11 protein-coding genes are annotated in these 12,665 nt (G+C 72.0%); 2 read left to right on the top strand and 9 right to left on the bottom strand.

The window, feature by feature from the left end:
• A complete protein-coding gene (locus ACIBP6_RS35395; protein ID WP_397058166.1) occupies positions 1–1,386 on the top strand; it encodes a tetratricopeptide repeat protein in 1,386 nt (461 codons plus the stop codon).
• Between the two features lie 48 nt (positions 1,387–1,434).
• Here ACIBP6_RS35395 and ACIBP6_RS35390 read toward each other — a convergent pair whose 3' ends face one another.
• The 9 genes from ACIBP6_RS35390 to ACIBP6_RS35350 all read right to left on the bottom strand — a co-directional run bounded on the left by ACIBP6_RS35390 (position 1,435) and on the right by ACIBP6_RS35350 (position 10,826).
• Complete coding sequence (locus tag ACIBP6_RS35390) at positions 1,435–2,244, bottom strand: hypothetical protein (RefSeq protein WP_397058165.1); 810 nt, start codon at positions 2,242–2,244, stop codon at positions 1,435–1,437.
• Positions 2,245–2,523: 279 nt separating this feature from the next.
• Positions 2,524–3,540, bottom strand: coding sequence for a WD40 repeat domain-containing protein (locus tag ACIBP6_RS35385; protein ID WP_397058164.1), 1,017 nt, complete (start codon positions 3,538–3,540; stop codon positions 2,524–2,526).
• Positions 3,537–4,544, bottom strand: coding sequence for a CobW family GTP-binding protein (locus tag ACIBP6_RS35380; protein WP_397058163.1), 1,008 nt, complete (start codon positions 4,542–4,544; stop codon positions 3,537–3,539). The genes ACIBP6_RS35385 and ACIBP6_RS35380 overlap by 4 nt, the downstream gene beginning before the upstream one ends.
• Positions 4,545–4,580: 36 nt before the next feature.
• Positions 4,581–5,039, bottom strand: coding sequence for a Fur family transcriptional regulator (locus ACIBP6_RS35375; protein WP_397058162.1), 459 nt, complete (start codon positions 5,037–5,039; stop codon positions 4,581–4,583).
• 72 nt (positions 5,040–5,111) lie between these two features.
• Complete coding sequence (locus ACIBP6_RS35370) at positions 5,112–6,143, bottom strand: ABC transporter substrate-binding protein (RefSeq protein ID WP_397058161.1); 1,032 nt, start codon at positions 6,141–6,143, stop codon at positions 5,112–5,114.
• Positions 6,140–6,928, bottom strand: a complete 789-nt coding sequence (locus ACIBP6_RS35365; RefSeq protein ID WP_397058160.1) for an ABC transporter ATP-binding protein — start codon at positions 6,926–6,928, stop codon at positions 6,140–6,142. Before ACIBP6_RS35365 ends, ACIBP6_RS35370 begins: the two co-directional genes overlap by 4 nt.
• Complete coding sequence (locus tag ACIBP6_RS35360; protein ID WP_397058159.1) at positions 6,925–7,980, bottom strand: FecCD family ABC transporter permease; 1,056 nt, start codon at positions 7,978–7,980, stop codon at positions 6,925–6,927. The genes ACIBP6_RS35365 and ACIBP6_RS35360 overlap by 4 nt, the downstream gene beginning before the upstream one ends.
• Positions 7,981–8,281: 301 nt before the next feature.
• Entirely contained in the window at positions 8,282–9,391 is a 1,110-nt protein-coding gene (gene ald / locus ACIBP6_RS35355; protein WP_397058158.1) for an alanine dehydrogenase, read from the bottom strand.
• A gap of 52 nt (positions 9,392–9,443) precedes the next feature.
• Positions 9,444–10,826 (bottom strand): aspartate aminotransferase family protein, encoded by a 1,383-nt coding sequence (locus tag ACIBP6_RS35350; RefSeq protein ID WP_397058157.1) that lies wholly within the window; start codon positions 10,824–10,826, stop codon positions 9,444–9,446.
• A gap of 327 nt (positions 10,827–11,153) precedes the next feature.
• Here ACIBP6_RS35350 and ACIBP6_RS35345 point away from each other — a divergent pair, with 327 nt between their 5' ends.
• Positions 11,154–12,509: a dipeptidase gene (locus tag ACIBP6_RS35345; RefSeq protein ID WP_132620317.1), complete on the top strand. Its 1,356-nt coding sequence runs from the start codon at positions 11,154–11,156 to the stop codon at positions 12,507–12,509.
• Positions 12,510–12,665 lie beyond the last annotated feature (156 nt).

The following is a 12,665-nucleotide window of genomic DNA, read 5'->3' as shown; positions in this document are numbered from 1 at the left end:
ATGGCCTGGCAAGGAGAGGCGCCGGCGCCGTCCGTACCGGCGCCGCGCGTGGGAGACGAGGCCGAGTTGCTGGCCACCGCGCGGGAAGGCGACGCGCAGGCCGCGCACCGGCTCGGCAAGCTCTACGCCCAGTTCGGCGACCGCGCGGCGGCGAAGCTCTGGTGGGAGCTGGCCGCCCGCCTCGGCAACATCGACAGCGCCTACAACCTGGGCGTCTGGCACGAGCAACACGGAACCCTGGAGGAGGCCGTCACCTGGTACGAGGCCGCCGCCAGCACCGGCGACGCCGAGGCCGCGACCAACCTGGCCACGCTCCTGCTGGAGCAGCGCGGCGACGTGGCGGCGGCGCGGGTGTGGTTCGAGAGCGCGGCCATGGCCGGGTCCAGGACGGCCGCCCGCCGGCTGGCGCAGCTGTGCGAGGAGGAGGGCGAGCAGGCCGCGGCGCGCGAGTGGCACCGCCAGGCGGCCGCCGACGGCGACGTGGCCTCCGCCCACGACCTGGGGTTCCTGGCGTACTCGGCGGGCGACGACGAGGAGACCGTGCGCTGGTGGGAGTGCGGGGCTCGGGGCGGGCACGCGGAGTCGGCGTACTGCATGGGTCTCTACCTGCACGCCAGCCGCGATCCCGAGGGCGCCGAGGCCTACTACCGGCTGGCCGCCAAGAACGAGCACCCGGGTGCGGCCTCCCGGCTCGGCGGCGTGGCGTTGTCGCGGGGCGACCTGCGTACGGCGCGGGCCTGGTTCGAGCAGGCGGCGGGCGCGGGGCGGGTCGAGGACCAGCGGATGGCCGGGTTCGTCTGCGTGGAGCTGGGTGACACCTCGGCGGCCAGCCACTGGTTCGGGCGGGCCGCGGCCGGCGGGGACGCCGAGTCGGCGTTCAACTACGGCCTGCTGCTCATCGCCGAGTACGGCGACCTGGCGGGCGGCCAGCACTGGTTCCGGCAGGCGGCCAGGGCCGGGCACCACGCGGCCGCCGTCGAACTGGGCGGGCTGCTGTCGGTCGCGGGCCGCCACGGCGAGGCGCAGGCGTGGCTGTCGGATCCGCCGCCGCCCGCGTGGGGGCGGCCGACCGAGCCGGAGCTGACCGCGCGGGCCGAGCTGGCCGCCGCCGCCACCGGGCGCGGCGGCGGGGTCGCGCTGGACGTGGCCGACCTGGCCGAGGTCCTCGGCACGTGGGACGTGGTGACCAGGCCGCTGCACGACCACTCCGACGTCATCGGGTGGCTGGTGCGGCGCAGCGGGGTGCACGCGAGCGCGGTGGAGCACCTGGCGTCGGTACGCGGCACGCTGCTGCGCCCGGGCAGCGCGCCGTGGCCGAGCCCGGGCGAGCTCCAGCACGTGCTCGCCACCGCCCGCGACCTGCGCCGCCGCCTCGGCGTACGGTGAGGCGGCGCGTCCTGCGGCGTCCCAGCGCCGTACGGCGAGGCGGCGGGGCTACCACCTCAGAGGACCGCACGTCGGGACCCCGACCTTGCACTTGTAGCTGCCCTCGTAGATCGGCGGGTCGTAGATCTTCCCGGGGTTGCGGAAGGGCTTGCCGGTCGGGGTGCCGTCGGAACGCACGACCGTCTCCTCCGCCTTCCCGTCGACCGAGAGCTTGACGACGAGCTCCCAGTCGACGTCCCAGGTGCTGACGGTGATGACCTCGAAGACGATGGGCTCGTTGAGGGCGAGATGCACGAATTTCTCGTCGAAGTACGCGCGGCCCGGCCGGCCGTCCTCGCCCAGGCTTTTCAGGCGTTCGACCGTCGAGTTCTCCCCGAAGAGGAGCACGCCAGGCTCGATCTCTTCGGCGCCCGCCGTCGGCCCCGACAGGAGGGCGCCCTTCGGCGGCTCGCGGCGCTCCAGGACCCGGCCGACGATGTCGGTGATCCTGACCTCGCCCCTCCTCCGTCCGGTGAGCGCCAGCTTGAACCGGGTCCGCGCCGCGTCACATGCCGCGGAGGCGAGGCAGGACTTCGAGAAGCGCAGGCCGCCGTGAGCGGTGGCGAAGCCGACCACGGACGGCCCGTCGGTCGGCAGGCTCATCAGCTCGCCGACGGCCTGGGCAGGCAGCGGACGATCGAAGACCCACTCCATGTCGACGTCCTCGTTCCAGGACTCCTCGACGCCCACCCGGACGGGCGGCTCCGAGACCGACACCCCCTCCTTGACGTCCTCCTGGAACGGCCCGATCACCACCGTGGCCACGAAGACGACGACGGCCAGGACGATGGGCAAGGTGATGCCGGTGACGATCGCCATCCTCCGCTGCGACCGATCCTGCGCCGGCGGGGCCGGGGATGCCGGCGGAGGATCGGGAGGTCCGCTGTGAGGAGGAGCGGACGCCGGCGGGACCCACCTCGTCGCGGGATCAGGAGGAGGAGCGGGCGCCGGCGGGACCCACCTCGTCGCCGGATCGGGCCGAGGGGCCTTGCGTGATCGGCGGGATGCTCCAGAACCGTCGTGCGGTCGTGAGGAGCGATCCCCTGGCGTGGTCATGAGATCATGATGGGGCGGCGCATCGGCGCGGTCCAGAGAAACTCAAAGGCCGGACACCCGGTGGGCCACGACCCGTCCGTCGCGGTAGGCGGCGATCAGCACGTCGGGGGCGGCCCAGGCCAACGCCGCCACGGCGGCCCCGCCGTCCAGCGTGCGGGCGGGCCGCAACCTCGCCTCCGGCCGGCCGGAGGTGGCCCGCCACAGGGCGATCGTGCCGTCGTCGCCGCCGCTGGCCAGATGCCCGTCCGACCCGGGCCGCCAGGCCAGCGCCGTGATCGTCTCGTGGCAGGTCAGCGAACGGGGGGCGGTCCCGGCCGGGCCCTTGCCGGAGAAGTCCCACACGGTCACCTCGGGCGCGCCGTCCGCGGCCAGCCAGGTGCCGGTGTCGTCGAAGGCGAGGCGGCTCACCTTCTCCGGGTAGCCGGACATCGTCAGCTCCGACCCGTCGCGGCTGCGCCAGATATGGATGGAGGCGTCCTGGTTGCCGCTGCAGATCCACCGCCCGGTGGCGGGGATCGCCAGCGCCAGGTGGGATCCGACGTAGCGGTAGGTGGCCACCGGCACAGGGGTGTGCCGTTCGTGGCAGCTCACCGCGCCGTAGGCGGCCACGGCCAGGCGGCGGCCGGCGCGCATCCAGGCCACGTCGGTCACGGTGCTCGCGGCGGGTTCCGGAGCCCAGAGCTCCCGGCCCTCGGTGTCGAGGACGAGGGCGCGCCGGCCGGAGGCGATCGCGACCCGCTCCTTGTTGGCCCAGGCCGCCTTCGACGACCACGCGCCGGTCTCGAGGACGCTCGCACGGCCGCCGTCGCGCGCCCACAACGCGTGGCCGAGAGGTCCGGCGGCCGCGAGATGCCGCGCGTCGGGGGCCAGCGCCACGTCCAGCGAGCCGCCCGGCAGGTCGAGGACCTTGGCGCCGGCGCCGGTGGCGACGTCCAGCACCCAGACCGTGCCCTCGGCGCCGGCGACGGCGACGAGGTCGCGCCGCACGCTGAGCGCGACAGGCGCGTCGTCGACGCCGGACTCCCAGGCGAGGGCCTCGGGGATCGCCGTGACGCTCATACGGCGGCCCCCGCGGTGACCAGGCAGCCGGCGAAGGCGCGTTCCAGGGCGTCGCGGTCGAGGTCACGGCCGATGAACACCAGCCGGTTGCGGCGGGCCTCGCCCTCCTGCCAGGGCCGGCCGAACTCGCCGTCGAGCAGCATGTGCACGCCTTGGAAGACGTACTGCCGGGGCTCGTCCGCGATGGCGAGGATGCCCTTGGAGCGGAAGATGTCGGCGCCCTTGGCGCGCAGCAGCTCTCCCAGCCACCGGTTGAGCCGCTCCTCGTCCAGCTCGCCGGGCAGGTCGATGCCGACCGAGGTGACGGTGGCGTCGTGCTGGTGCTCGGTGTCGGTGAGGAAGGCCGGGTCGTCGCGGAGCACCCGGTCGAGGTCGAACGCGCCGACGTCCATGACGCGGGCGAGGTCGACCTCGGCGTGCCGGGCGGGGATGACCTCCACCGGAGCGTTGATGGCGCGGATGCGGGAGATCACCTCATCGATGGTGTCCTGGCCGACCAGGTCGGTCTTGTTGAGCACCACGCGGTCGGCGAAGGCGATCTGCTCGACGGCCTCGTTCTCCACGCCCTCGGGCTTGGCCTCGTCCAGGTGCCGCAGGACGTGGGCGGCGTCGACCAGGGTGACGATGGCATCCAGGCGCAGCTGCGCGGCGATCTCGTCGTCCATGAAGAAGGTCTGGGCGACGGGCGCCGGGTCGGCCAGGCCGGTGGTCTCGATCAGAATGTGGTCGAACTTGTCGCGCCTGCGCATGAGCGCGCCGAGGATGCGGATGAGGTCGCCGCGCACGGTGCAGCAGATGCATCCGTTGTTCATCTCGAAGATCTCTTCCTCGGCGTCCAGCACGAGGGCGTCGTCGATGCCGACCTCGCCGAACTCGTTCTCGATGACGGCGATCCTCAGCCCGTGCTGTTCGGTGAGGATGCGGTTGAGCAGCGTCGTCTTGCCCGAGCCGAGGAAGCCGGTCAGGACGGTGACGGGAACACGCCCGTCCGCGGAGGTGGTCATCGGGTCAAACTCCTTGAGGTACGAGGGGGACGGGCATCATTGCTCTCCTTCGCCGGCGAGGGGAGGGGTGGCGGAGCGGCAGGCCGCGCAGATTCCGCTGAGCTCGACGGTGTGCTCGACCGCGTCGAACCCGGCGCTCTCGCCGATCTCGTCGACCCACGCCTCCACCACCTCGGCGTCCACCGGCCGGCTGCGGCCGCAGGATCGGCAGACGAGGTAGTGGCGGTGGCTGCCGGACGGCCGTAGCCGGTACAGCCGTTCTCCGGCGTCGTCGCGCACGACGTCGACCCCGCCGTAGGCCTCCAGCTCCCGCAGCGTGCGGTAGACGGTGGTCAGCCCCACCCCGATCCCGTCGGCGGTCGTCAGGGCGTGCAGCTGCTGGGCGGAGACGAAGTCCGGGCAGTCCACCAGCACGTGCAGGACCGCGCCCCGCTGCCGTGTACGGCGTCCGGCCGGCAGGGCGCGCGCCAGTTGTTCGACGTTCCCGCAGCTCATAGCGAATCCCCCCAACTGGACATTCATCGCCGGATCCGGCTGTAGCACCATATATGAAAATGAATACCATTTCTATTGGGGACGGTCGTCGAAGGGAGGCGTGATCGTGGACTCCGGCACCAGGCGCCAGCGTTCGAGCGCCTTGCGGATCTGCTCGGCGGCGTCGATGTTCAGGGGGCTGCTGGTCCACAGGGCGTAGGGCAGGTTCAGGAACCGCCGCTCGGCCACCGCGGGCAGATCCTTGATGCCGGCCCGCGAGGTGAGCAGGCGCACCTTCTGCTCGAAGGTCTGCGGCGGGTAGTCGACGAAGACGAACGCGTCCGGCTCGGCCGCGGCCACCCGTTCCCAGGACACCGTGGTCCAGCTGTCGTCGACGTCCTCGATCGCGTTGCGGCCGCCCGCGCTGTCGATGATCGCCTGCGGCGCGCCGAACCGGCCGCTGGAGAACACCGTGTCGCCGGCGCTGTCGAACAGGAAGATCGTGGGCCGTTTCCCGGGTTGCGGCGCGTTCCGCAGCGCGGTGAGCCGCCGGTCGATGTCGTCGATGACCTGCCGGGCCCGCCGGGTACGGCCGGTGATCGTGCCGAGATTGGCCAGGTCGTCGCGCAGGGCCTGCCACGGTTCGGCGATCCCCCGCCGCCGGCCGCCGTTCTGCCGGCAGCTCTCGGAGAGCACGTACGGGGCGATCCCTCGTTCGCGGAGGGAATCGGGGGTCAGCCGGGTCTCTTCGCTGTAGCCGTAGTTCCAGCCGGCGATCATGACGTCCGGCCGCTGCGCGAGCACGGTCTCGCGGGAGGGATATCCCGGCGCGACGACGTTCAGCCGGTCGACGACGCCGCCGTAGTGGCGGCGCAGCGTGCCGGCGTCACGTTGCAGACTGGAGACCGCGGCCAGCTGGTCCTCGGCCCCGATGGCCAGGGCCATGGCGATCATGTTGCCGTCGTTGACGAACAGCCGCCGCGCGGGCGAGGGGAAGCGGGCGGGCTCGCCGCAGTTGGTGACCGTGATCGCCGCGGGGTCCGGCCGTGCGGCGGCGGTCGTGCCGCAGGCGGCGAGCGAGACGGCCGCCGCGACGGTGGCGGTGGCGAGGACGATGCGGTTCATGGTGTGCACTCCGGGCGGAGCGGGGTGATCAGCAGGTGCGTGTCACCGGTGACGGGATGGCGGATCGGGGTGGCGTCCACGCCGAAGACGGCGCCGACGACGCCGGGCGTCAGCGCCTCGCCGGGTGGCGCGAGGGGCAGGGCCCGGCCTTCGTGCAGCACGAGGACGCGATCACAGGTGGAGGTGGCCAGGGTGAGGTCGTGCAGCGCCAGCACCACGGTGCGGCCGAGCCGGCGCACGAGCCGCATGAGGTCCAGCTGGTGCCGTACGTCGAGATGATTGGTCGGTTCGTCGAGCAGGAGGAGCGGAGTGCGCTGCACCAGCCCTCTGGCCAGGAGCACCCTGCGGCGTTCGCCGCCGGACAGCTGGTTCACGGGCCGGTCGGCGAGATCGGCCAGCGCGACCTGGGCGAGCGCGTCCGCGACGGCGGCACGCTCGCGGGGGCCGACGCCGTTCCACGGCGATCGGTAGGGGGTGAGGCCCAGCGCGACGACTTCCCAGGCGAGCAGGTCAGGGGGCAGGTCCTGCTCCTGGGCGACCAGCGCGACCTTGCGTGCCCGCTGCCGGGCGCCGAGGCCGTGCAACCGGACACCGCCGACGTGCACATGACCGGCCGAGGGGTTGCGCAGCCCGGCGAGGACGCGCAGCAGCGTGGACTTCCCGCATCCGTTCGGCCCGACGATCCCGATCGTCTCCCCCTCGCGGACGTCGAGCCGGACGTCGCGGAGGACGACGCGCTTCCCCGCCGAGCAGGCCAGCCCCTCGGCGCGCAGGTGGACGCTCACCCCTCACCCCCGAAGCGGTAACGCCGGCGCCCGAGCAGGACGAGGAACGCCGGTGCGCCGATCAGCCCCGACACGACGCTGAGCGGGATCTCGGTGGGCGGCACGAGGATCCGGGTGACGACGTCGACCCACAGCAGGAACAGGGCGCCGCACATCGCCGAGGCCGGCAGCAGGACCCGGTGCCGGGCGCCGACCAGCAGCCGTGCCGCGTGCGGCACGACCAGCCCGACGAAGCCGATGCCGCCCGAGACCGCGACCAGCACGCCGACGAGGATCGCCAGCAGGACGAACAGGCCGACGCGCACCGCGCGGACCGGGACGCCGACCGACGCCGCGGTGTCGGAGCCCGTCGCGAGCGCGTCGAGCCAGCCGCTGCCGGCCAGCATCGCCGCGGCGACGGCCCCCACCGTGATCGCCGGTATCGCGAGCTGGTACCACTCCGCGCCGGCCAGGCTGCCGAGCAACCAGAACAGCACGGACTGCGCCGCGGCCGGATCGGGACTGCGGAAGACCAGATAACTCGCCACCGCCGAGAACGCCGAGCCGAGGACGGTCCCCGTGAGCACCAGCCGCAACGGGGTCAGCCCGCCTTGGGCGGTGGCGATCACGAACACCAGCACCGCGGCGCCGAGCGCCCCGATGAGCGCGCCCCCGGACAACGTCAACGCCCCCGCGCCGGCGAACAGACCCGAGGTGATCACCGCGGTGGCGCCGACGCTCGCGCCGGAAGAGACGCCCAGCAGGTAAGGATCCGCGAGCGGATTGCGGACGAGCGTCTGCATTCCGACTCCGGCCAGCGCGAGACCGGCGCCGACGAGGGCCGCCAGCAACGCGCGCGGCACCCGCAGCTGCCACACGATCGTGTCGTACGCGAGGTCCGCGACCGGCCCGCCGGTCACCCGCCCGACCAGCACGTCGATCACCATGGCCGGCGACAGGGGCTCCGCCCCGAACGCGGTCGACAGCGCCAGGCTGGCGAGCAGGACGAGCGTGACGAGGAAGAAGGCGAGTGGGGCGCGGAACCGGCGCCTGCCCCGCGGAGCGTCCGTCACCGCGGTCGGCGATAGGGGGCCGGACCGAGCCGATGCGAGTTGCACTGATGACACAAAGCCTCCTCGGGCTCACGTGACCGAGTCATCACCGGAGCAGCTTTGGCTCCGGTCTCTCGCAGCGCACTCTATTTGATAATGATTTTCATTCCCAACTCGGGGCACGGCCGGGGGCGGGCAGTACCGCAGAGCGGCCCCGCCGCATCGCCCCGACTCCAGCCGGCCGCCCTGCTTGGCAGTGAAGAGCCCCAGAACGCCGACGAGGCCCCCGGCATGCCGGGGGCCTCGTTCGGAATGGCAGGGTCTAGATCACTTCGGAGACCGGCGTGTACGGGAGGTCGAGGGCCTCGGCGACCGGCTGGTTGGTGAGCAGGCCGGCGTGCGTGTTGAGGCCGCCCGCGAGGCCGGCGTCCGTCCGGACGGCGTCGCGCCAGCCGAGCCCGGCCAGCTTGACGGCGTACGGAAGGGTCGCGTTGGTCAGCGCGTACGTCGAGGTGTTCGCCACGGAGCCGGGCATGTTGGCCACGCAGTAGAAGATCGACTCGTGCACCTTGTACGTCGGGTCGGCGTGCGTGGTCGGGCGCGAGTCCTCGAAGCAGCCGCCCTGGTCGATGGCGATGTCCACCAGCACGGAGCCCGGCTTCATCCGGGAGACCAGGTCGTTGGAGACCAGCGTCGGGGCCTTGGCGCCGGGGATCAGCACCGCGCCGATGACCAGGTCGGCCTGGAGGACCTCCTGCTCGATCGCGTACCGGGTGGAGACCAGCGTCTTGAGTCGGCCCTGGTAGATCGCGTCGATGTGACGCAGGCGGTCGATGTTGAGGTCGAGGACGGTGACGTCGGCGCCCATGCCGACGGCGATCTGCGCGGCGTTCAGACCGGAGACGCCGCCGCCGATCACGACCACCTTCGCCGGGGCCACGCCCGGCACGCCGCCCGGCAGGATGCCCCGCCCGCCGTTGAAACGCATCAGGTTGTACGCGCCCACCTGCGGCGCGAGCCGGCCCGCGACCTCCGACATCGGCGCGAGCAGCGGCAGGGAGTTGCCCACCTGCACGGTCTCGTACGCGATGCCCGTGGTGCCGGCCTGCAGCAGCGCGTCGGTGCAGGTGCGGGAGGCGGCCAGGTGCAGGTACGTGAAGAGCACCAGGCCCTCGCGCAGCCGGTGGTACTCCTCGGCGATCGGCTCCTTGACCTTGAGCACCATGTCGGCGCCGCCCCACACGTCGTCGGCGCTGTCGATGATCTTCGCGCCCGCGGCGAGGTACTCCTCATCGGTGATGTGTGAGCCGAGGCCTGCCCCACGCTGGACGGTCACCTCGTGGCCGGCCCGCACCAGTTCGTGAACGCCCGCCGGAGTCGCAGCGACACGATACTCGTGGTTCTTGACCTCGGCGGGTACGCCGATCTTCATTGCGGTGAATCCTTTCGGGAACCCGGCACGTCGTCGTGCCGGGGTTTGAGGTTCAGAGGCGTTTCCACGCCTCACTCAGGACGCCGCGCAGGATCGACGCGATCTCGTCGAACTCCTTCTGACCTGCGATCAGCGGTGGGGAGAGCTGGATCACGGGGTCGCCCCTGTCGTCGGCGCGGCAGTAGAGGCCCGCGTCGAACAGCGCCTTCGACAGGAAGCCCCGCAGCAGCCGCTCGGACTCGTCCGCGTCGAACGTCTCCTTCGTGGCCTTGTCCTTGACCAGCTCGATGCCCCAGAAGTAGCCGGAGCCGCGTACGTCGCCGACGATCGGCAGGTCGCGCAGCCCTTCGAGGGTCTCGCGGAAGCGCGGCTCGTTGGCGGTGACGTGGCCGAGCAGATCCTCGCGCTCGAAGATGTCGAGGTTGGCCAGGGCCACGGCGGCGGAGACGGGGTGGCCCCCGAAGGTGTAGCCGTGGGCGAACATCGTGTCGCCGCCCTTGAACGGCTCGAACAGGCGCTCGTGCGCGATCATGGCGCCGATCGGCGAGTAGCCGCTGGTCATGCCCTTGGCGCAGGTGATGATGTCCGGCACGTAGTCGAACTTCTGACCGCCGAACATCGTGCCGAGGCGGCCGAAGGCGCAGATGACCTCGTCGGAGACGAGCAGCACGTCGTACTCGTCGCAGATCTCGCGCAGGCGCTGGAAGTAGCCGGGGGGCGGCGGGAAGCAGCCGCCGGCGTTCTGGACGGGCTCGGCGAAGACGGCGGCCACCGTGTCGGGGCCCTCCATCTCGATGGCGCGGGCCACCCGGTCGGCCGCCCAGATGCCGTACTGCTCGGCCGTCATGCCGGGGACGCCGGTGATCTCGTCGGCGCGGTAGTGGTTGGTGTTCGGCACGCGGACCGAGCCGGGCACCAGCGGCTCGAACATCTGCTTGAACGCCGGGATGCCGGTGATCGACAGCGCGCCCTGCGGGGTGCCGTGGTAGGCGATCTGGCGGCTGATGACCTTGTGCTTGAGCGGCTTGCCGACGAGCTTGTAGTACTGCTTGGCGAGCTTCCAGGCGCTCTCGACCGCCTCGCCGCCGCCGGTGGTGAAGAAGACGCGGTTCAGCTCGCCGGGAGTGTGGGAGGCCAGCCGCTGGGCCAGCTCGGCCGCCTTGGGGTGGGCGTACGACCACAGCGGGAAGAACGCCAGCTCCTGCGCCTGCTTGGCGGCCGCTTCGGCGAGTTCCTGCCGCCCGTGGCCCACCTGGACGACGAAGAGGCCGGCCAGACCGTCGAGGTAACGCTTGCCGTGGATGTCGTAGACGTAGGACCCCTCACCGCGGACGATGGTCGGGATCTCGGACTGCTCGTAGGCGCTGTGTCTGGTGAAGTGCAACCACAGGTGGTCCTGCGCGGCCTTCAGGACGTCGTTTTCGGGCTGCGTCATGGTTATCTTCCCTCGTGTCTGAACTCTCCACAGTCTGCATCGAGACGTCCGGTTTGCCAAGCGAATCGGTCGTGACACTCTGCAAGAAATCCGAGATCCGCAGAACCGTTTTGTAACAGCAACGAAATCCGCAGGATAGATTCGTCACGCGCGCGCGAACCCGTTTTCCCCAGCGTGGCCCGCCGTGATCCAATGTGAGCAAATCGCTGTGAACTGGTATGCACTCCTGTGAGCTGCGACGATCGTCGGAAGCCGGTGTCCGCCGGCCGCGACCGCCGCGGACAACCGTAGACCACCCGTTGAGAACAACCCCCGGGGGACCGTCCCGTGACTCCTGACCAGATCGAGAGCGCCGTCGCCGCCGCGATGCCGCAAGCCGTCGACGAGCTGCGGCGACTTGCCGCCATCCCCTCCGTGGCCTTCCCCGGGCACCCGGAAGAGCCCGTGTACGCCGCCGCCGCCATGACGGAGGAGCTGCTGCGCTCCGTGGGCCTGCCGCGCGTCCAGCAGGTGCCCGTCGAGGGCAGCTTCCCCGCCGTGTACGGTGAGGCCCCCGCGCCTCCCGGCATGCCGACGGTGCTGCTGTACGCCCACTACGACGTCCAGCCCGCCGGTGACCTTGCCGCGTGGCGGACCCCGCCGTTCGAGCCGACCCTGATCGACGGCCGCCTGTACGGTCGCGGCTGCGCCGACGACAAGTCGGGCATCATCTCCCACGTCACCGCCCTGCGTACCTTCCAGGGCCGGTTCCCCGTGGGCATCAAGGTCATCATCGAGGGCCAGGAGGAGTACGCCGGCGAGCGGCTCGAGGCGTTCGTCGAGCGCAACCCAGACCTGCTGCGGGCCGACACCATCGTGGTGGCCGACGTCGGCAACCCGCGGGTGGGCGACCCGGCGGTCACCACCTCGCTGCGGGGCATGGCGGCCTTCACCATCGAGGTCGGCACGCTGCAGGAGCCCGTGCACAGCGGCTCGTTCGGCGGCGCCGCGCCCGACGCGCTGGCGGCGCTCATGCGCATGCTGACCGCCCTGCACGACGACAACGGCGACGTCCGCGTCCCGGGCCTGCCGCGCGGCACGTTCCTCGGGCAGGGGCCGTCGGAGGAGGAGTTCAGGCGGACGGCCGGCGTCCTCGACGGGGTGTCGCTGGTGGGCTCGGGCTCGCTGGCCGACCGTCTGTGGTCGTCGTTCTCGATCACCGTCACGGGGCTCGACGTGCCGACGGTGTCGGGCGCGATCAACGCGGTGCAGCCGAGGGCGCGGGCGCGGGTGACCGTGCGGGTGCCTCCGGCGGGCGACCCGAAGACGACGGTGAACGCGATCGTGGAGTTCCTGCGGCAGGTGGCCCCGTGGGGCGTGCAGGTGTCGTTCGGCGACTTCACGGTCGGCTCCGGCTTCCAGGCCGACTCGGGCGGCAAGGCGCGGTTCGCGCTGAACCGGGCGATGGAGCGCGCCTTCGGCCGCCCGCCGCGCGACGTGGGCGCCGGCGGCTCGATCCCGCTGGTCAACACGCTGCTGAAGCAGTTCCCCGCGGCGGAGATCCTGCTCTTCGGCGCCGAGGACGAGGAGGCCGCCATCCACGCCCCCAACGAGCGCGTGGACCTGGAGGAGCTGCGCCGCGTGGCCACCACGGAGGCCCTCTTCCTGCACGAGCTCGGCCAGCCCTCCGTGCTCGGCGTCTGACCACCGGCGCGTCGAAGGCCCGTGCGGCGGCGCACGGGCCTTCGCCGTTCCCGGACGGAAGTTCCCGGACGGAAGTTCCCGGACGGAAGTTCCCGGACGGAAGTTCCCGGACGGAAGTTCCCGGACGGAAGTTCCCGGACGGAAGTTCCCGGACGG

Source organism: Nonomuraea terrae, from assembly GCF_044465245.1.
Classification (GTDB): Bacteria; Actinomycetota; Actinomycetes; order Streptosporangiales; family Streptosporangiaceae; genus Nonomuraea; species Nonomuraea terrae.
The sequence above is the reverse complement of the archived record's forward strand: the minus strand, read 5'-3'. Positions and strand labels throughout refer to the sequence as shown.

Coding starts and splice junctions, on each gene's coding strand:
- ACIBP6_RS35385 (WP_397058164.1), bottom strand. CDS start 3,540: ATGAGCGTCACGGCGATCCCCGAGGCCCTCGCCTGGGAGTCCGGCGTC.
- ACIBP6_RS35390 (WP_397058165.1), bottom strand. CDS start 2,244: ATGGCGATCGTCACCGGCATCACCTTGCCCATCGTCCTGGCCGTCGTC.
- ACIBP6_RS35370 (WP_397058161.1), bottom strand. CDS start 6,143: ATGAACCGCATCGTCCTCGCCACCGCCACCGTCGCGGCGGCCGTCTCG.
- ACIBP6_RS35380 (WP_397058163.1), bottom strand. CDS start 4,544: ATGACCACCTCCGCGGACGGGCGTGTTCCCGTCACCGTCCTGACCGGC.
- ACIBP6_RS35350 (WP_397058157.1), bottom strand. CDS start 10,826: ATGACGCAGCCCGAAAACGACGTCCTGAAGGCCGCGCAGGACCACCTG.
- ACIBP6_RS35375 (WP_397058162.1), bottom strand. CDS start 5,039: ATGAGCTGCGGGAACGTCGAACAACTGGCGCGCGCCCTGCCGGCCGGA.
- ACIBP6_RS35395 (WP_397058166.1), top strand. CDS start 1: ATGGCCTGGCAAGGAGAGGCGCCGGCGCCGTCCGTACCGGCGCCGCGC.
- ald (WP_397058158.1), bottom strand. CDS start 9,391: ATGAAGATCGGCGTACCCGCCGAGGTCAAGAACCACGAGTATCGTGTC.